The organism is Nocardioides sp. QY071 (genome assembly GCF_029961765.1).
In the GTDB taxonomy this organism is placed as follows: Bacteria; Actinomycetota; Actinomycetes; order Propionibacteriales; family Nocardioidaceae; genus Nocardioides.
In genome coordinates, this window is sequence record NZ_CP124681.1 from 4,116,633 (window position 1) to 4,134,927 (window position 18,295).

Below are 18,295 nucleotides of genomic sequence, written 5' to 3' on the forward strand. Positions count from 1 at the left end.
CTCAGCCCGCCTCTCGGTCCGCCTCGTGGAGCAGGCCCACGACGTCGATGCCGAGCCGCTCGAAGTGCTCGAGCCTGGGCGGCAGCCCGATCCCCCGCCGCAACGCCCCGTCGCGCCAGTCGAACACCGGCTCGGTCTCGATCACGTCGCCCTCCATCCGGCCCGGGACGGCGACGATCTCGGTGACCCGGCGGGCGCCGTACGGGTCCAGGGCGATGTGGACGACGAGGTCGACGGACGCGGCCACGGTGGGCACGACGAAGCGCGCGGAGATGTTCTCCCCGGCCAGCAGCGGCAGCGTGCACGCCTTGGTCAGTGCCTCGCGGGCGCTGTTGGCGTGCAGGGTGCACATCCCGGGCAGGCCGGCGTTGAGGGCGAGCAGCAGGTCGAGGCACTCCTCGGCCCGCACCTCGCCCACGATGAGGCGACTGGGTCGCATCCGGAGCGACTCCTTGACGAGGTCGCGGAGCCGGACCTCACCGGTGCCCTCGAGGCCCTCCTGCCGGGTCTGCAGGGCGACCCAGTCGGGATGCGGGAAACGGATCTCGAAGACCTCCTCGGCCGAGATCACCCGCTCCCCACCGGGGATCGCCGCCGCGAGGCAGTTGAGCATGGTGGTCTTGCCGGCTTGGGTGCCGCCGGTGACGAGGATGTTGAGACCGGCGCGGACCGAGGCCTCGAGGAAGCGTGCGGCGTGGGGCGTCAGGGTGCCGAGCGCGACCAGCTCGTCGAGCCGGGTCGCCCGGACCACGAACTTGCGGATGTTGACCGCCGAGAAGCCCCGCGAGATGCCCTGCAGTACGACGTGGAGGCGGTGCCCGGCCGGGAGCATCGCGTCGACGAACGGCCGGCTGAGGTCGATCCGGCGGCCGGTGGACTTCAGCATCCGCTCCACCAGCTCGGCGACCTGCGCCTCGGTCAGCACCAGGTTGGTCAGCTCGTGCCGGCCCTGACGGGCGACGAAGACCCGGTCCGGACTGTTGATCCAGACCTCCTCCACCGTGGGGTCCTCGAGGAACGGCTGCAGCGGCCCGAAGCCCGCGACCCGGGCGACCAGCTCGGCCACCAGCGCGTCCGGGTCCGCGACCGGGGCGACCACACCGGTCAGGCTGCGCTCGTCGTGCTCGCGGACCAGTCCGGTCGCGAGGCGTCGTACGGCGGCCACCTCGCGCTGCGGGTCGATTCCGTCACGGCGTACCGCGGCGCGCAGGTCCTCGTCGAGGCGCGTCACCACGTCGTCCGACGCCGGCGCGACCACGACGGGTGGCTGGAGCAGGGCCATGGCGACTCCCCCGAGATAGGACTGCTACTGGCTGGCAGCACCGTAGGCCACGATCCCGCCGTTGGGTAGGGGCCCGGACGTCGGCTGTGGAGAACCGCAGACCTCGCGAGTATGCGCGGAGGAACCTGCCCGCACATCGTCACTTCGGACCATTGCTGGCCCTTCGCGCACTGCGAATAGTTCGAGGCGAGCACTCGAACGACGGTCGGACTCGGATGTCCGTGAAGGAGAGCAGACGACCATGAAGATGACGGGATTCGCCAAGCCGGCCGGGGACAAGGCGTACTTCTTCCTCGGCAGCCACTACGTCCGCTACAACGTCGGCGGTGACCTGCCGGAGGGTGTCGAGAGCGGCTACCCACTGCCGATCGCCGAGCAGTGGCCGGCCCTGCCGTTCGGCTCCGACATCGACGCCTGCCTGTCGTGGAGCGACGGGTCGGTGTACTTCTTCCGCGGCGACCAGTGCGTCCAGTACGACGTCGCCAACGACGCGGTCCTCCAGGGCCCGACCGCGATCGCCGAGATGTGGCCGGGCGTGTTCGCCGACGGAGTCGACGCCGCGGTGCTGCTCTCCGACGCCATGGTGCACTTCTTCCGCGGCAGCGAGGTCGTCGTCTGGAACGCGGCCGACGGCAGTGGCGTGATCGACGGTCCGCAGCCCATCTCCTCGGTGTGGAACGGGCTGCCCGAGCCGGTGACCAATGTCGTGCGGTGGTGGGCGAGCGAGGACGTCTACTTCTTCTCCGACACCCAGTACTGGTCCTACGACTTCGCCAGCGCCGCGCCCTACCCGGAGTACCCGGCCGAGATCGCCGGGAACTGGACCGGGCTGCCCTTCGCGGACAGCCCCGCCGCTCCGGACGACGGCCCGGCACCGGTCCCCGTCGACGGCACCCCGGCCCGGGCGATGTCGGTCGACGAGGCCCGCGCCGAGCTGCAGGCGGCGATGGACGCCGGGGAGATCCTCTGGGCGCCCTCCGCGATCCCGGGCCGCGTGGACCTCGACGGGCTGGTCCCGTTCAGCGGCGAGAAGCAGGACGGGAACGTGGCCGGTGTGGTGATCCGCTACAACCCCGGGACGCCGCAGGGCCCCAACGCGCCGGACCGCCTCGACCCGCGCAACGCGCTCGCGCTCGTCCGCTTCTGTCGCTGGCTGAGCCAGGCCTGGGGCGTCACCGAGCTGCACCACCTCGGGATCGACGGCAGCGCGCCGGGCGAACGCGACGACTGCCACGGCCAGGGACGTGCCGTCGACTTCTCCGGGGTCGTCGGCACCAAGGACGGGACGGCGTACGCCCTCAGCGTCCTGCGGGACTGGGGAATGGTGTCGACGCTCTCGACTCCCGGAGGCATCTGGCAGCCGACCGGCACCAACCAGGTGCACTTCCGGCTCGACGAGGCGCCCGGATCGGAGCTCGCCCGCGACTTCTTCCGCTCGGCCTACGAGTTCATCGCGGGCCAGTGGCAGGACCACTCCCCCAACCCCGACGGCCCGGCCGAGCCGAGCACCATCGGCTCCGGCACGTTCATCATGAACCCCGACCACCCGACGTCGAACCCCGCGCCGGGAGCGAAGAACGGCCGCGAAGCCCATGCCAACCACCTGCACATGCAGATCGGTGTCACCGGCACCGCCTGATCGGGGGAACCATGAGCGCCAAGGCCTACTTCACCCACGCCGGCAGCTATGCCCGGTACGACGTCGGGCTCGACGCGGTCGACCCGGGCTACCCGCGCCGGCTGTCGGCCGGCTACACCCACATCGGCGGCACCGGGTTCGAGAACGGCATCGACACCGCGATCGACCTGGGCCACGGCAAGCTCTACCTGTTCCGTGGCGACTCCTACCTGCGCATCGACAACGAGACCAACACCGTCGAGGCCCGCGCGACGATCGCCGGCGCCTGGCCGGGCATGGCGGAGCGCGGGTTCGGCGACCGTCTCGACGCGGCCTTCTGCTGGAACGACGTCCAGGCCTTCTTCCTCAAGGGCGATCAGTACCTGGAGTACGACATCGCCAACGACACCGCCGTCGACTCCGGGCTGATCGCCGACTCCTTCCACGGGCTGGCCGAGGTCGGCTTCGCCGACGCCATCGACGCCGCGGTCAACTGGGGCAACGGCAAGGTCTACCTCTTCAAGGGCGACAGCTACGTCCGCTACGACCTCGCGACCGACCTCGCGACCGACCAGCGCGACGGCGAGCCGACACCGGTCGCCGGCATCTGGCACGGCCTCGAGGCCTTCGGCTCGGTCGTCGACGCCGCATGGGTCAAGCAGGACACCGCCCCGACCGCGCCGTTGGAGCCCGGCGACCACGTCTGGTGGTGGGACGGCCGGATGTCGGCCGCCCGGGAGATCCCACGCTGGCTGTGGTTCCCCAACTCCACGAGCGACACCGACTTCGAGGACCACGGCAAGGAGATCTTCCAGTACGTCGTCCACGCCGACGGCACGATCCTCGCCGGGCAGCCGCAGATGCGGGGATTCCCCGGCAGCCAGGCCTGGCTCAACCGCAACCCGGGCAACATCACCGGCGCGGCGGGAGGGACCGACTACGGCCAGTACCCCGGGAAGTTCAACTGGCACGGCTTCCTCGTCTTCCCCAGCCGCGACACCGGCTTCGCCGCGATCGGGACGCTGCTGCGCAGCCCCCTCTACCGCGACCTCACCCTGCTCGCGGCGTTCGAGAAGTACGCACCGGCCAAGGACGGAAACAAGCCGGAGCAGTACGCCGCCGACGTGGCCGCCGCGGCCCGTGTCTCACCGGCGACCACGATCTCCGCGCTCGACGACGCCCAGCTGCTCCTGGCGCAGCGGAAGATCGAGCAGGTCGAGGGCACCCTCGTCGGCTGGACCTACGCACCCGACGGCACCCTGCTCGCCGGACCGGAGGGCGGGCCGGGCCTGCCCGACGACCTCCGCGCCCTGGTCGGGTGAACGCCATGACCATCGACGACGTGCGCCTGCTGCTCGTCCGCCCCGCGGACCTGGCGGTCGCCGCCCTGCGGTTCCTGGGCTTCGAGGCCGGGCCGGCGGGTGTCACCGCCACCTCGGCGACGGCGCGGATCGAGGTGACGCTGCCTCCTCAGGCCACGGCCGAGGCCCCGTGGGCCGCCGGTGTCCTGTCGGTCGCGAGGGTCGGCGGGCCCAGCCGGCTCACGTTCGCGGTCGCGGCGGGCACCGTCGTACCGCTGACGGCCGACGGCGTGCTCTCGGCCCTGGCGACGGCACCCGTCGTGCACGACGACGCGCCGAGCGGTGCGGAGCCGCTGTCGGTGGAGCTGCCGTGGCACATCAGGTTCGCCCCGCGACCCGCGGTGGCCGGCGACGTCCTCCGGTGTGACCTCTCGGCCACCTCGCCCCTCGCCCCGAACGGGGTGAGCGGCCTGTGGCACCTCCGCCTCGAGGCCGCCGGAGGGCTCGCCCTGGTGCCGATCGGCACCGACCCGGACGTCGAGGGCCTCCTCCCCCCGCTGGACCAGGGACACCGCGACATCCTGTTCGCCCAAGCGTCCGCGCCCGCCGCGCCACCGACGGCTCCCTACCTCGACCTGAGCCCGCTGGGCGGCACGATGTCGGCGAGCGGTGACTGGCCGGCGTTCTCGTGGGACCACCAGGTGGTGCTCGGCCGCGACATGGCGGTGCGCACCGAGAGCCGCGGGCTGCTGTATCCCTTCGGGCACCGGGCGGTGCTGGTCAAGACGTCGCAGCGCCAGCTGCTGCCCGCGGGCGGTGGACCCGCCGATGCCGGCCTGCAGGAGGAGAGCTGGCTGATCGTGGCGGACCCGGTCCGGGGCAGGTCCACCGACGCGGTGCTGGCCCGGCAGCTGCCCTTCGACGAGGTGGAGGTCCTCGAACGGGTGGTGCCGCTCGGCGTCCCGGGCGAGCGCACCGTCGTCTCCCGGCAGCGACTGCCCCAGAGCCTGGACGCCCTGCACGAGGAGAAGGTCGGGCTCCAGCAGCAGCTGCAGGAGGCCGAGGCCGCGATCGCGCCCCTGGTCGAGGAGACGAGGCAGGCCATCGCCGCGGGCGGCGAGGCGGAGAAGGCAGGGCCGGCCTCGCAGCTCGCCCCGATCCTCGACGAGATCGGGCGCCAGCAGCAGCGCCAGGCCGACTCCGCCGCGTGGGACGCGGCTCATCCGCCGCACTTCGAGATCGAGGAGGTGACCTTCATCGGCCCCGACGGCGAGCCCTCGACGACGACCCAGCAGGTGGAGGTTCCCGGCGATGCGAACCCCGATCCGTGGGGGCAACGGGACCAGGACTTCCTCAACGGCCTGGTGGCGCAGGCCGGGCCGCTGGAGGCGCAGATCGCCGCCATCGACGAGAGCACCCGGGTGGCGATCGAGGCACTGGTGGACGAGGACTCGTTCCTCGCCGCCGGCGGTGCGCTCGGGGACGCGGTGGCGCGGGTGCGCCAGCTGCGGGTCGACGTACCGCGTCGCGTCAGCGAGATCGAGGCGGTCGAGGCGGAGGCGCAGCAGGTCCATCCGGTGGCCGTCTGGCCGCTCGGGCAGGACGGTACGACGCTCCGGCTGCCGATCCGGTGCGACGGCCTGCACCTGACCATGCCGGTGCTGTTCCTGCACGACGAGGACCTCGGCGAGAGTGCCGACTGGCACGCGTTCGCACCGCTGTCGGAACAGGACGTCCGTGACGAGATCGCGCTGCGGTGGGGCGAGGAGCAGGGCCGGCACGCGGCGGTGCCGGGCATCCCGGTCGACCTGGTCCGCGACGCTACGCCGGCGCCCAACGACGTGCTGCCCGTCCAGCGGCTCAGCTTCGGTGGAGGGCACGACGGCTCCGGCTTCCGCGCGGTCGTCGAGGAGGCACAGGTGCTGCTCGCCGCCGTCCAGGAGCTGGTCCCGGGGGCCGACGGTGCCGTGAACGTCGCCTACCGCGAGGCCTACCGGCTCCGCGGCGAGGCCGAGCACGCCGTGCTCGAGCTGCGCGACCGGGTCGAGGTGAGCTTCCGGACAGCAGCGGACCGCGCCGGCGGCCTGGTCGCCCCCGAGTTCACCGCCGACGTACTGTCCCGGCTGCACGGCCCGGTGCCCGCCGGCGCGCTCGTCGGCCTGCTGCCGCAGCAGCCCGACCTGTCGACCGTCTTCGGCGCCACCACGCTGCTCGGCATGCCGCTCGGCGCACTGCTCGCGCCGCTCACCGAGGCGGTGCCCAAGCCCCTGACCATCGTCCCGGAGCCGGGTGGCGGCGCCCGGATGTCGTGGAGCGACCTCACCCTCGAGGACCACGGCCCGCTGCGGGTCACACCGGGACGGACGAAGCTCGAGCTGAGCGTCGTCACCTCTCCGGCCGCGACCACGACCACCTGTCACCTCGACGAGTTCGCGCTGGTCCTGCCACCCGGTCCCGTCGAGCTGGTCCGGCTGGACTTCGCCTCCCTGCGGTTCACCCAGGAGCCCGGCCGGCCGCCCGACCTCGACGTCCAGGGGCTCAAGGTGCGCATCGGTGGCGACCTGGGGCTGCTCGAGGCCCTGCAGAGCGCGGTGCAGCTCGACGACGTCGCGCCGCGGGTGCGCACCTCGGCCGACGGGATGAGCGTCGACTACACGCTCGCGGTCCCCGAGGTCACCGCCGGGATGTTCCTGATGCAGAACATCGCGGTCCGTGCCGCCGTCGACGTACCTTTCGACGGCCGGCCGATCGTGACCACCCTGGCGTTCGCCAGCCGGGACAAGCCGTTCCACCTCGGCGTCTCGGTCTTCGGCGGCGGCGGCTACCTCGTGTTCGAGATCGACAACGGCGGCATCCGGACCCTCGAGGCGTCGCTGGACTTCGGTGCCGCCGTCGCGATCAACGTCGGGATCGCGAAGGCCGAGGTCCACGCACTCGGCGGCGTCCGGTTCAACCTGGTCGGCGACGAGGTCAAGGTCAGCGGGTTCCTGCGGATCGGCGGGAGTGTCGACGTCCTCGGTCTCGTCTCGGTCACCGTGGAGCTCCGCGTCGAGCTGACGTACGACGCACCGCGTCTCACCGGCAGGGCCACCGCCGTGATCGAGATCGACGTGACGTTCTGGTCGGGCTCCATCGAGCTGGACAGCGGGGAGTACACCTTCATCGGCGGAGCGGAGGCCGCGGCGATCCCACCGTCCTCCTCCATCTCCGTGCCACCGCCCACGCTGCCGGACTGGCAGAGGTACCGCGACGCCTACGGTGCGGCATGAGCCGCCTGATCCTGGTCCCGGTCCCCGGGACCACCGCCACCGGCTCCCCCGTGGTCCGGGTCGTGGTCGTTCCCGAGCTCGACGCCGCCGACTCGGTCGCCGCGACCCCGCTCGCCGATTGGCCCGGGCTGCTCGCCGACGCGTCGTTCGAGGTGACGGTCGACGCCGGCACCCCCACGGCCCAGCCGGCCCAGCCGGTGCAGCCGGTGCACGAGGCCGACCCGGCGGCCTGGACGGCGTTCTTCGCCGCGCTCCCGGTCCTGCCGGTGGGCACCCCGGTCATCGGCGCCGCGCCGACCGTCACCCGGAGCACGGCCCAGGCGGCCGCGGTCGAGGCCACCTACGCGGCTGCCGCGAACGCCTCGCTCACGGCGGGTAGCTCCGCGCCCGACTCCTTCCAGGGCACCGTGGCCGGCGAGCTCGCGGCCAACTGGGTCGCCGAGCCCGGCGACACCGCTGAGCCCGCACCCGCGCCGGCGACACCGCGCGGCGGCCGGGGCCCGGCCGACTTCCACCAGGTCCTGTCCCTGCTGCGCGAGCACCCCGCGGTGCTCCGCAACCTCGGGCTGGTCTTCGACCTGCCGCTGACCGGGGAGCTCGGCAGGACCGGCACGCTGCTCGTCCGGTGGCCGAACCCGCCGGCCGGCCTGCCCGAGGTCGTCTCGCCGCGTGCCGCCTACGAGGTGGACGAGAACCGCGGGCTGCTCCCGGCGTCCACCCGGCTGGTGCGCGCCGGCGTCCTGGACCTGGGCGACACGGCTGCCTTCGCCACCACCACGCTCGACGTGGACGGCGCCGTGGGCCGACTGCGCGACGCCGCTCGCACCGTGACCGCGCAGGTTCCGGCCGGCGGACCACCGGCGAGCCTTCCCGCGCTGCGCTCGGCCGGGGTGGTCCTGATGCGCAACGGGCTCGCCGACGACCTCGCGATCCGCAGGACGCGGGCGAACGCGGTGAACGAGGCGCCCTCGCTCGAGGAGGCCGAGCCGCTGCACGCCGAGGACCTGATGCTGGGGCTGCGGCTCGACGTACGACGACGCGGAGCGGAGACCTGGACCTCGCTGAACCGCCGCGAGGCGACCTACCGGGTCGGGGGCCGCGACCTCCCCGGGCCGCCCGAGGAGGAGGGGCACATCAAGTTCAACGCCGCCGTCCGGCACGAGGACGACGTGCTGCGCGCCGACGAGGTCGTGGCGCGCTGGACCGGGTGGAGCCTCGCCGCGCCCTCCTCCCGGCCGGACCGCCGCGGCTCGGCTCCCGAGCGCGCGTCGCTGCCGTTCGACTTCGACTGGACCTTCGAGGTCCCCCGCGGCTCCCTGCTGCCCCTCCGGTTCGGGACCAGCTACCACCTGCGCGCCCGGGTCGCCGACCTGGCCGGGACGGGCGTCGTGCCGGAGGACCCGGACTCCACCCACGGCACGCCGGCGGTCACCTACGTCCGGCACGAGCCGGTGCTGCCGCCCACCGTGACCCTGGCCGAGGGTCACGACCCGACCGACCTGGGTCCGGGCGGGTCCGTCGACCACCTGGTGGTGCGCTCCGACGCGCCCGACTACCCCGCCCACCACGCACGGGTGCTCGCCGCGCCCCTCACCACGCTGGACATCGCCGAGCAGCACGGCATGCTCGACGGGTCGGACAGCACGACGTTCGGCCACGTCCTGCGGGCCCTGGAGACCGGGCTCCCCGACCCGGCCGCGGAGGGGATCACCCTTTTCCCGGTCCCGGAGCCGGGCAGCCTGGACGCCCGTACCGAGCAGCCCGGTTGGGCCGGCGAGTGGCCCGACGCGGCACCCAAGACACTCACGCTCGAGGCGGTCGAGGTGACGGCGGACCAGCCGGTCCGGCTCGACCCCACCGGCGCCGTCGTACGGGTGCGGCTCGCCCCCGCCGAGCAGCTCACCCTCGCCCTGTCGTCCTTCCTCAAGGACGGCTTCGACAGCCATCTCGCCGTCCACCACTGGCGCAGCGGGTCACCCGACGACGGCAATCCGGTGCTCAACGGCCGGCACCCGATGGCCTCCCCGGCGCACGAGCTGACCCTGGTGCACGCCGTACGACGTCCGCTGGCGGTTCCGTCCGGAGCACTCCAGCCGCAGCGCCGGCCCGACGGCACGTCCGCGGTCCTGGCTCCCAGCAGCCCGCTGCTGGGCGTGCACGCGAACAGCACGGTCCAGCTGCAGGTCACGGCGGCCTGGACCGAGGTCGATGACGACGTCCGCACCCCACGGAGCGGGGTGAAGGTTCAGGACGTCCTGATCGACCGCGGGGACGACGCCCTGCGCGCCGTCCTCGTCCACGAGCTCGGCGACACCCGGCACCGGCAGGTGGCCTACACGTTGACCGCCGTCAGCAGGTTCCGGCACCTGTACCGCCCCGACGAGGACGCCGCGCAGTTCGTCACCCTCGCGGAGCTGCCCGCGGTGAGCGTGCCCAACACGGCCCGACCGGCGCCACCGGTCATCCACGCCACCGTGCCGGCGTTCGCCGACACGAGCCAGGTCGAGGGCGGCCTGCTGCGACGTCACCGGCGCGGCGGCCTGCTGCGGGTCGAGCTGGCCCGCCCCTGGTTCCTCTCCGGCGAGGGTGAGCAGCTCGGTGTCGTGGTGGAGCGGTGCGAGATCGGCCGCGACCCGGTGTGGGACACGCCCCCGCTCGCGGACCGCGTGCTCTCCGCCTCGGACCTCGCCGGGACGCCGGTCACGGTCCAGCACCCCGAGGCCGGACCGGTGAGCGTGCTCGGGGTCGATGCCGCGCTGGTCGGCGACCGCTGGGCCGCCGACGTCGCGCTGCCCGGTCCCGCCGCGGCGTCCTACCGGCCCTTCGTGCGGCTCGCCCTGACCCGCTTCCAGCCGTCCAGCATCGACGACGCGCACGCCGTGTCGACGGTGGTGCGCACCGACCTCGTCCAGCTGCTGCCGGACCGCACCCTCACCGTCGACACCACCGGCGCCGACCTCGTCGTCACGCTGGAGGGTCTCGGACCCGCCGGCCCGGTCACCAACCGCGTCGACGTCATCGTGGAGACGCTCGCCGGCGCCGGTGACGCCGAGGTCAGCGTGCTCGGCGCGGCCCCCGAGGGCCTGGTGGCCTGGACCGCCGTCGGCACTGCGGTCACCGGACGGCTCGGCGTACCGATCACCGTGCCCAGGGCGACCGGCGACCGGATCCGGCTGCGGGTCCGCGAGGTCGAGGAGGCGCTGACCCTCGACGGCGCCATCGCTGCCTCGGGCGAGCTCGGCGAGCGGGTCGTCTACACCGAGCTCGTCCCCGTCCCCTAGGCCCCGCGCCGCGCGGCCTGGCGGCGCAGCTCGGCCTTGGCCAGCGCGTTCTTGTGCACCTCGTCGGGACCGTCGGCGAAGCGCAGGGTGCGGATCCCGGCGTACATGTTCGCCAGCGGGAAGTCCTGCGAGAGGCCGCCGGCGCCGTGGACCTGGATCGCCTTGTCGAGGATCCACTGGACGGTCTCGGGGGTGGCGATCTTGATCGCCTGGATCTCGGTGTGCGCTCCCTTGTTGCCGACGGTGTCCATCAGCCACGCGGTCTTCAGCACCAGCAGCCGCAGCTGCTCGAGCTTGACCCGCGACTCGGCGATCCAGGTGCGGACCGTGCCCTGGTCGGCGATCGGGCGGCCGAACGCCACCCGCGACTCCGCGCGCTCGCACATCAGCTCGATGGCCCGCTCGGCGATGCCGATCGAGCGCATACAGTGGTGGATCCGGCCGGGCCCGAGGCGGGCCTGGGCGATGCCGAACCCGCCGCCCTCCTCACCGATCAGGTTGCTCGCCGGGACCCGGACGTCGGTGAACCGCAGCTCGGCGTGGCCGCCGTGTTCGTGGTCGTCGTAGCCCATGACGTGCATGCCGCGCACGACCTCGAGCCCCGGGGTGTCGCGCGGGACCAGGATCATCGACTGCTGACGGTGCCGCTCCGCGGCCGGGTCGGTCTTGCCCATCACGATGAAGATCCTGCAGTTGGGGTTCATCGCGCCGGTGATCCACCACTTGCGGCCGTTGAGGACGTACTCGTCGCCGTCACGGACGATCGACAGAGCGATGTTGGTGGCGTCCGAGGACGCCACGTCGGGCTCGGTCATCGCGAACGCGGAGCGGATCTCGCCGTCCAGCAGCGGCTCGAGCCACTGCTTCTTCTGCGCCTCGGTGCCGAACAGGTGCAGCACCTCCATGTTGCCGGTGTCGGGGGCCGCACAGTTCATCGCCGGCGGCGCCAGGTGGATGGACCGGCCCGAGATCTCGGCCAGCGCGGCGTACTGCACGTTGCTCAGGCCGGCGCCCTCGACGCCGTCGTGCTCACCGGGCAGGAAGAGGTTCCACAGGCCGCGCTTGCGGGCCTCGGCACGCAGCTCCTGGATCACCGGGGTCGAGTCCCAGGCCCACGGGTCCTTCAGCTGCGCGAACTGCTCCTCGAACACCGCCTCCGCGGGGTACACGACCTCGTCCATGAAGGCGAGCATCGTGGCCCGCAGCTCCTCGGTGCGGGCGTCGAATCCGAAGTCCATCAGTTCTCCTTCATTGCGGTGAGGCCGGCGTCGAGCAGGGGGTGGATCGCGGCGCCGATGTCGTCGAACCCCTCGCCGACGGTCTGGCCGGCGAGGAAGCGGTAGTGGATGCCTTCGAGGATGGCAGCGAGCTTGAAGGCCGCAAGGCCGAGGTACCAGCCGAAGCCGGACAGGTCGCGGTCGCTGGCGGCGGCGTACCGCGCGACGATCGCGTCCTCGGCCAGGAAGCCGGGAGCGCTCGAGGCGTCCGCCACGGCCTCCCCGATCGACTCGGCGAGCCGGTGGTAGGTGAGCATCAGCGCCAGGTCGGTGAGCGGGTCGCCGAGGGTCGCCATCTCCCAGTCGAGTACGGCGGTCGCCCGGTCCGCCCCGTCGGTGGTGTCGACCAGCACGTTGTCGAGCCGGAAGTCGCCGTGGACGATGCCGGTCGCCGACTCGGTGGGGACGGTCGCGGCGAGCCGGCGGTGCAGCTCGTCGGCGGCGGGCAGGTCACGGGTGCGGGAGGCGTCGAGCTGCTTGCGCCAGCGCGCGACCTGGCGGCCGAGGAAGCCCTCGGGACGGCCGAAGTCGGCCAGCCCGACCTCCTCCGGCGCCACCGCGTGGAGGTCGGCGAGGATGTCGACGAGGTTCTCGGAGATCGCGCGGGTGCGGTCGGCACCGAGCTCGCTGAGCTCCGCGGCCCGGCGGTACGGCGTCCCGGTGCACCGCTCCATCACGTAGAAGTCCGCCCCGATGACCGCGGGGTCCGAGCAGAACGCGTCGGTGCGCGGGACGGGCACGGCGGTGCCCTGGAGCGCCGACATGACGCGGTACTCGCGGCCCATGTCGTGGGCGGTGGCGAGCACGTGGCCGAGCGGCGGGCGCCGCACGATCCACTCCGAGGAGCCGTCGGAGACGACGAAGGTCAGGTTGGACTTGCCGCCCGCGATCAGCTCTGCGGTGAGGGTCGAGCCGGCGCCGGGGACAGCGGTCGTCAGCCAGGCGCCGAGGGCGTCGAGGTCGAGGCCCGGCGGATTCACTCGACACCTCCGGTCAGCGTGAGGCCGCCGTCGACGACCACCGCCTGGCCGGTCAGCCACGCGGCGTCGTCGGAGAGCAGGAAGGCGACGACGCTGCCGATGTCGTCGGGCTCGCCGAGCCGCTGGAGCGGGTACTGGGCGGCCACGTCGGCCTCGCGACCCTCGTAGAGGGCGCCCGCGAACTTCGTCTTCACGACCGCGGGGGCGACGGCGTTGACCCGGACGTCCGGACCGAGCTCGACGGCCAGCAGCTCGGTCATCGAGATGAGCATGGCCTTGCTGGCGCCGTACATCCCGATGCCGGGGGCGGGCTTCACCCCCGAGACCGACGAGATGTTCACGACGGCCCCACCGTGCTCCTTCATCCAGGCCCCGTGCACCTGCTGGGTCCAGGCCAGGGTGGCCAGGCAGTTGACCTCGACGATCTTGCGCGCGGCGTCGAGGTCGAGCTCGATCATCGGCCCGTAGACCGGGTTGATGCCGGTGTTGTTGACGAGCAGGTCGGCGCTGCCGAACGTCTCGATCGCCTGGCGTACGACGTCCGCGCGGTGCTCCGCGTCGTCGGCCTTGCCGGCCACGCCGAGCGCCACCGCCGGCCCGCCGAGAGCGACCACCGCCTCGTCGAGGGCCTCCTTGCCGCGCCCGGTGATGACCACCCGCGCACCCTCGGCGACCAGGCGCTCGGCGATCGCGAGGCCGATCCCCCGGCTCGCTCCGGTGACGATCGCGGTCTTGCCCTCGAACCTGGTGCTCACGTTGCCTCGCTCCGATTGAGTTACTAAGCGCTTGCTTAGCGTGTAGCGTAACTGTGCACGGCAAGGCCGAACTCCGTCAAGCCCCTGAGGAATGAGATGACCACCACTCCCTCCCGCGCCGAGGCCACCCGCGCCCGGCTGCTCGAGGCGGCCGTCACGGCGTTCTCCGAGAAGGGCTTCCACGGCACGACCACCCGCGACATCGCGGGCGCGGCCGGGATGAGCCCGGCCGCGGTCTACGTGCACCACAAGTCCAAGGAGGAGCTGCTGTTCCTCATCTCGCACGAAGGCCACCAGCACGCGCTCGACGTCGTGCGCGAGGCGCGCGCCTCCTCGCCTGACCCGGTGGCCCAGGTGGCCGCGGTGGGACGGGCCTTCGCGACCTACCACGCCCACCACCACACGGTCGCGCGGATCCTCAACTACGAGCTCGCCGCACTCAGCGACGAGCACCGAGCGGTCATCGACGAGCTGCGCACCGGCATCGACCGCGAGCTGCGCGACCTGGTCCGCGAGGGGGTGCGGGCCGGCGTGTTCGACACGCCCGACCCGGCACTGGCCGCGACCGCGCTGGCGTCGCTGAGCGTCGACATCGCCCGCTGGTACCGCGAGGACGGCGAGTGGACGCCCGACCAGATCGGCGACTACTACTCCGACCTGTCGCTGCGCCTGGTCGGCGCGGACCCGGGGTCGGGTCGCACCTGACCCCGCGGATCAGCGGGCGACGCGGATCATCTTCTTGTTGACGAACTCGTCGATGCCGAGGGTGCCGAGCTCGCGGCCGTAGCCGGAGAGCCGCACGCCACCGAAGGGCAGCTCGACGGCCTCCAGGCCCACGCCGTTGACGAACACCATGCCGACCTCGAGCGCGCTGGCCACGCGGTCGGCCTGCTCGGGGTCGGTGGTGTAGACGTACGAGCCGAGGCCGTAGGGCGTGTCGTTGGCGATGCGTACGGCGTCCGCCTCGTCGGCGGCGCGGAAGACCATGGCGACCGGGCCGAAGAACTCCTGGTGGTACGCCGGGTTCTCGGGCGCGACGTCGGTGAGGACGCCGACCGGGTGGAAGGCGCCGTCGCGCTCGCCCGCCGAGACCAGGCTCGCGCCTGCCGAGACCGCCGCCGCGACCTGGCCGGCGAGCTCCTCGGCGGCACCGACCGAGGAGAGCGGGGCGCCGTTGCCGGCGGTGGCGATCTTGTCGTTGAGCAGGCCGACGAAGGCGTCGTACAGCTCGTCGACGACGACGAACCGCTTGGCGCCGTTGCAGGCCTGGCCGACGTTGCCGGTGCGGGCCGAGAGGGCGTCGTCGACGGCGCTCTCGAGGTCGTCGGTCGAGAGCAGCACGAACGGGTCGGCGCCGCCGAGCTCGAGGACGCACTTCTTCAGGTGCCGTCCGGCCAGCTCGCCGATGATCGAGCCGGCGCGCTCGGAGCCGGTCAGCGAGACGCCGTGGATGCGCGGGTCGGCGATCACCTCGGCGATCTGGTCGCTGGTGGCGTAGATGTTGACGTAGGCACCCTCGGGCAGCCCGGCGTCGACGAAGATCTGCGCCTGCAGCGCGGCCGAGCGCGGGCACTGGGCGGCGTGCTTGAGGACGATGGTGTTGCCGAGCAGAAGGTTGGGCGCGGCGAAGCGGGCCACCTGGTAGACCGGGTAGTTCCACGGCATGATCCCGAGCAGCGCGCCGACCGACTGGCGGCGGATGAGCGCGTGGCCCTCGCCGCTGAGCAGCTCGATCGGCTGGTCGGCGAGCAGTGTCTCGGCACGGTCGGCGTAGTACTGGTAGATGTCGGCGGAGAAGAGCACCTCGCCCTTGGCGGCGCCGAGCGCCTTGCCCATCTCGAGGTTGATCGCCTCCGCGAGCTCGTCGGCGCGCTCGCGGTGCAGCTCGGCGACCCGCGCGATCGCGGCGGCGCGCTCGGCCACCGAGGTCTCCCGGCCCCAGGCCTCGTGGGCGGCGGCCGCTGCGGCGACCGCCGCGGTGACCTCCGCGTCAGTGGCGGTCGGGAAGGTCTCGAGAACCTCGCCGGTGGCGGGGTTGCGGACGGCGTACTTGCTCATCAGGACTCCTGGTGGCGAGGGGAGGAGAGATCGACGGACACGCGGGGATCGAGGGCGAGGGTGCCGGGGTCGACGATGCAGGAGCCGCCGTCGACGGGCAGCACCACGCCGTTGACGTACGACGCCGCGTCGGACAGCAGCCAGCCGACGGACGCCGCGATCTCGTCGGGGTGGGCCGCCCGGCGCTGGGGGACGACGGCCGTCGCGAGCCGGTAGGCGTCGTCGCGGGAGATCCCCCGCTCGGCACCCAGCTCGTCCATCTCCATGTCGCCCATCTCGGTGGCGGTCCAGCCGGGGCAGATCGCATTGGCACGCAGCCCGTCGCGGCCGTGGTCGACGGCGAGGGACTGGGTGAGCAGGAGGAGGCCAGCCTTGCTGGCGGAGTACGCCGCCATCCCGTCGCTGGCGCGCAGCGCGGCGACCGAGGAGACGGCGACGACCGCGCCGCGCGCGGCGAGCAGGTGCGGGAGCGCGGCCCGGACGAGCAGGAACGGCGAGGTGAGGTTGACCCGGAGGGTGTCGTCCCACTGCTCGGGGGTGACCTCGTCGACCCGGCCGACGTGGATGATCCCGTGGTTGATCACGAGCCCGTCGAGCCGGCCGAAGGCGGCGATCGTGTCGTCGACGACCCGGGCGACGCCCTCCGCCTCGCTGACGTCGGCGACCACGACGTGGGCCTCGACATCAGCACGTGTCTCGTCGGCGACCGCGCGCAGCGGGGCCTCCCGGCGCCCGCAGATGACCACCTGGTCCCCGCCGGCGGCGAGCAGGCGGGTGACGGCGGCGCCGATGCCGGTGCCGCCGCCGGTGACGATGACGACCCTGCGGTCGGTGGTGACCATCAGCTCGTCGCCACCTCGTCGAGGAAGTAGTCGACCAACGCCGCCGCGCGGGCCGGGATGTCGGCGTCGAGCGAGCGCACGTGCTCGATCACGACGTCAGGGTCGAAGCCACGGCTGCGGGCATCCTCGACACCGCCGTCGTCGAGCCAGCCCTGGACGTTGTCGGCGTCGACCTCGGGGTGGAACTGGACAGCGAGGTTGCGACGGAGCACGAACGCCTGGGGTGCCGCGCCGTTGGCGCCGACCACCGTCGCGTCGTGCGGTGGCGTGAACCGGTCGGAGTGCCACTGCGTCCACACGCCCGCGACGGCGGGGACGCCGGCGACGACGCTGGGGCCGATCTCGGGGACCGGGGAGGCCGCGACCGACCCGCCGTGCGCCTGGGCGAGCATCTGGCCGCCGAAGCAGATCCCGAACACCGGAACGCCGGCCTCGTCAGCGCTGCGCAGCAGCTCGGTCTCGGGCTTCACCCACGACGCCACCGTGTCGCTGTAGGAGCTCCACCGTGCGCCGAGCACCAGGACGGCGTCGTACTCCCGCGGGTCGGGGAAGTCGAAGTCCACGCCCGGGTCGTCGATCCGGTCGGCCGGCACGACGCGGACGCTCTCGATCGCATAGCCGCGATCGGCGAAGCGTCCCTCGATCGAACCGGCGGTCTCGAGGTAGTCGTGGCCGATGACCAGCAGTCGTCGCGTCATGCCAGCGCCTCGGCCCGCTTCATGACGTCCTTGCAGAACGCCTCCATCTCCTTCTGGTCGTCGATATACATCGACGGCTTGATGCAGATGGTGGTGAAGCCCTGCTCGAGCTGCTCGGGGATCGAGTCCATCGACGCGCCGAGGTCGGCCCGCGAGTGGTCGTCGGGGAAGGAGTAGCGCACTCCCCCGACCATCTCCAGCTCCGCCATGTCGCGGCCGGCCTCGGCCATCGCGTCCTTGATGACCTGCAGGTCCTCGGCCGTGGGGCGGCCGAACGGGTGGAAGCCGTGGCCGTACTTCACGATCCGCTCGACGACCGCGCCGTGCGCCTTCTGGCCGCCGAACCACATCCGCGGCCCCTCGGGCCGGAACGCCTTCGGCTCGAGGTAGATGTCCTCGAAGTCGAAGTACTCGCCGTGGTGGGTGGCCGGAGACTGCCCGAAGACGAGCCTCATCACCTCGAGCTGCTCGCTGAGGATCCTGCCGCGCTCGCGGAACGGTACGCCGAGCGCGGCGTACTCGTCCTTGCTCCAGCTGACGCTCGGCTGCACGACCAGGCGTCCCTCCGAGATCAGGTCGAGGGTGCCGAGCTCGCGGGCCAGCATCAGCGGGTGACGCAGCGGCGCGAGCACCGCCGCACCGACCAGCCGGATCCGCTCGGTGACCGAGGCGATCGCCGAGAACAGCATCAGCGAGTTGGGCCAGGGCATCATCGGGTCCTGGTTGCCGGGCGCCGCGTAGTCACGCGGGTTGCCCATCACGCCCTTGTCGCTGGCGTCGCGGCCGAGGACGACGTGCTCGGAGATCATCACCGAGTCGAAGCCGGTGTCCTCCGCGATCCGGGACCAGGTGACCAGGTCGTTCAGGTTGCGACCGTCGGTGAGGGTCCAGTTCTCGCTGAGGATCATCAGCATGCGAGGTGCGGGCACGGCAC

Annotated in this window: 13 protein-coding genes; 5 read left to right on the forward strand and 8 right to left on the reverse strand. The window is 72.6% G+C overall.

The genetic code is table 11. The features are described 5' to 3' along the window. Position 1: 1 nt before the first annotated feature. A complete protein-coding gene (locus QI633_RS19845) occupies positions 2 to 1,282 on the reverse strand; it encodes an ATPase, T2SS/T4P/T4SS family (RefSeq protein WP_282426818.1) in 1,281 nt (426 codons plus the stop codon). 241 nt (positions 1,283 to 1,523) lie between these two features. On the opposite strand from QI633_RS19845, the gene QI633_RS19850 reads away from it, so the two are divergent. Genes QI633_RS19850 through QI633_RS19865 form a run of 4 tightly spaced genes read left to right on the forward strand, consistent with a single transcriptional unit; the run spans position 1,524 to position 10,751 of the window. Next, positions 1,524 to 2,921 (forward strand): hemopexin repeat-containing protein, encoded by a 1,398-nt coding sequence (locus tag QI633_RS19850; RefSeq protein WP_282426819.1) that lies wholly within the window; start codon positions 1,524 to 1,526, stop codon positions 2,919 to 2,921. 11 nt (positions 2,922 to 2,932) lie between these two features. Next, positions 2,933 to 4,222: a hemopexin repeat-containing protein gene (locus tag QI633_RS19855; RefSeq protein WP_282426820.1), complete on the forward strand. Its 1,290-nt coding sequence runs from the start codon at positions 2,933 to 2,935 to the stop codon at positions 4,220 to 4,222. A 5-nt stretch (positions 4,223 to 4,227) separates the two neighbouring features. After that, positions 4,228 to 7,470 carry a hypothetical protein gene (locus QI633_RS19860; RefSeq protein ID WP_282426821.1) on the forward strand — a complete coding sequence of 1,081 codons (3,243 nt, stop codon included), beginning with the start codon at positions 4,228 to 4,230 and terminating at the stop codon, positions 7,468 to 7,470. Beyond that, positions 7,467 to 10,751: a hypothetical protein gene (locus tag QI633_RS19865; RefSeq protein ID WP_282426822.1), complete on the forward strand. Its 3,285-nt coding sequence runs from the start codon at positions 7,467 to 7,469 to the stop codon at positions 10,749 to 10,751. Before QI633_RS19860 ends, QI633_RS19865 begins: the two co-directional genes overlap by 4 nt. Here QI633_RS19865 and QI633_RS19870 read toward each other — a convergent pair. The 3 genes from QI633_RS19870 to QI633_RS19880 are packed head-to-tail and all read right to left on the reverse strand — an operon-like array spanning position 10,748 to position 13,763. Continuing rightward, positions 10,748 to 11,989 (reverse strand): acyl-CoA dehydrogenase family protein, encoded by a 1,242-nt coding sequence (locus QI633_RS19870; protein WP_282426823.1) that lies wholly within the window; start codon positions 11,987 to 11,989, stop codon positions 10,748 to 10,750. The genes QI633_RS19865 and QI633_RS19870 overlap by 4 nt on opposite strands. Beyond that, the gene (locus QI633_RS19875; protein WP_282426824.1) at positions 11,989 to 13,008 is read right to left on the reverse strand and encodes a phosphotransferase family protein; all 1,020 of its coding nucleotides are present in this window, start codon (positions 13,006 to 13,008) and stop codon (positions 11,989 to 11,991) included. The genes QI633_RS19870 and QI633_RS19875 overlap by 1 nt, the downstream gene beginning before the upstream one ends. Then, complete coding sequence (locus QI633_RS19880) at positions 13,005 to 13,763, reverse strand: SDR family oxidoreductase (RefSeq protein ID WP_141797784.1); 759 nt, start codon at positions 13,761 to 13,763, stop codon at positions 13,005 to 13,007. Before QI633_RS19880 ends, QI633_RS19875 begins: the two co-directional genes overlap by 4 nt. 96 nt (positions 13,764 to 13,859) lie before the next feature. On the opposite strand from QI633_RS19880, the gene QI633_RS19885 reads away from it, so the two are divergent. Continuing rightward, a complete protein-coding gene (locus QI633_RS19885) occupies positions 13,860 to 14,468 on the forward strand; it encodes a TetR/AcrR family transcriptional regulator (protein WP_282426825.1) in 609 nt (202 codons plus the stop codon). Between the two features lie 9 nt (positions 14,469 to 14,477). Here the strand turns inward: QI633_RS19885 and QI633_RS19890 are convergent, their stop codons facing one another. From QI633_RS19890 to QI633_RS19905, 4 genes are read right to left on the reverse strand one after another with little or no spacing between them, the layout of a single operon-like run. Further along, a complete protein-coding gene (locus tag QI633_RS19890) occupies positions 14,478 to 15,821 on the reverse strand; it encodes an aldehyde dehydrogenase family protein (RefSeq protein WP_282426826.1) in 1,344 nt (447 codons plus the stop codon). Further along, positions 15,821 to 16,663: an SDR family NAD(P)-dependent oxidoreductase gene (locus QI633_RS19895; protein WP_282426827.1), complete on the reverse strand. Its 843-nt coding sequence runs from the start codon at positions 16,661 to 16,663 to the stop codon at positions 15,821 to 15,823. Before QI633_RS19895 ends, QI633_RS19890 begins: the two co-directional genes overlap by 1 nt. Continuing rightward, positions 16,663 to 17,361, reverse strand: coding sequence for a gamma-glutamyl-gamma-aminobutyrate hydrolase family protein (locus QI633_RS19900; RefSeq protein ID WP_282426828.1), 699 nt, complete (start codon positions 17,359 to 17,361; stop codon positions 16,663 to 16,665). The genes QI633_RS19895 and QI633_RS19900 overlap by 1 nt, the downstream gene beginning before the upstream one ends. Beyond that, complete coding sequence (locus tag QI633_RS19905) at positions 17,358 to 18,290, reverse strand: TIGR03619 family F420-dependent LLM class oxidoreductase (RefSeq protein ID WP_282426829.1); 933 nt, start codon at positions 18,288 to 18,290, stop codon at positions 17,358 to 17,360. The genes QI633_RS19900 and QI633_RS19905 overlap by 4 nt, the downstream gene beginning before the upstream one ends. Positions 18,291 to 18,295: the final 5 nt, after the last annotated feature.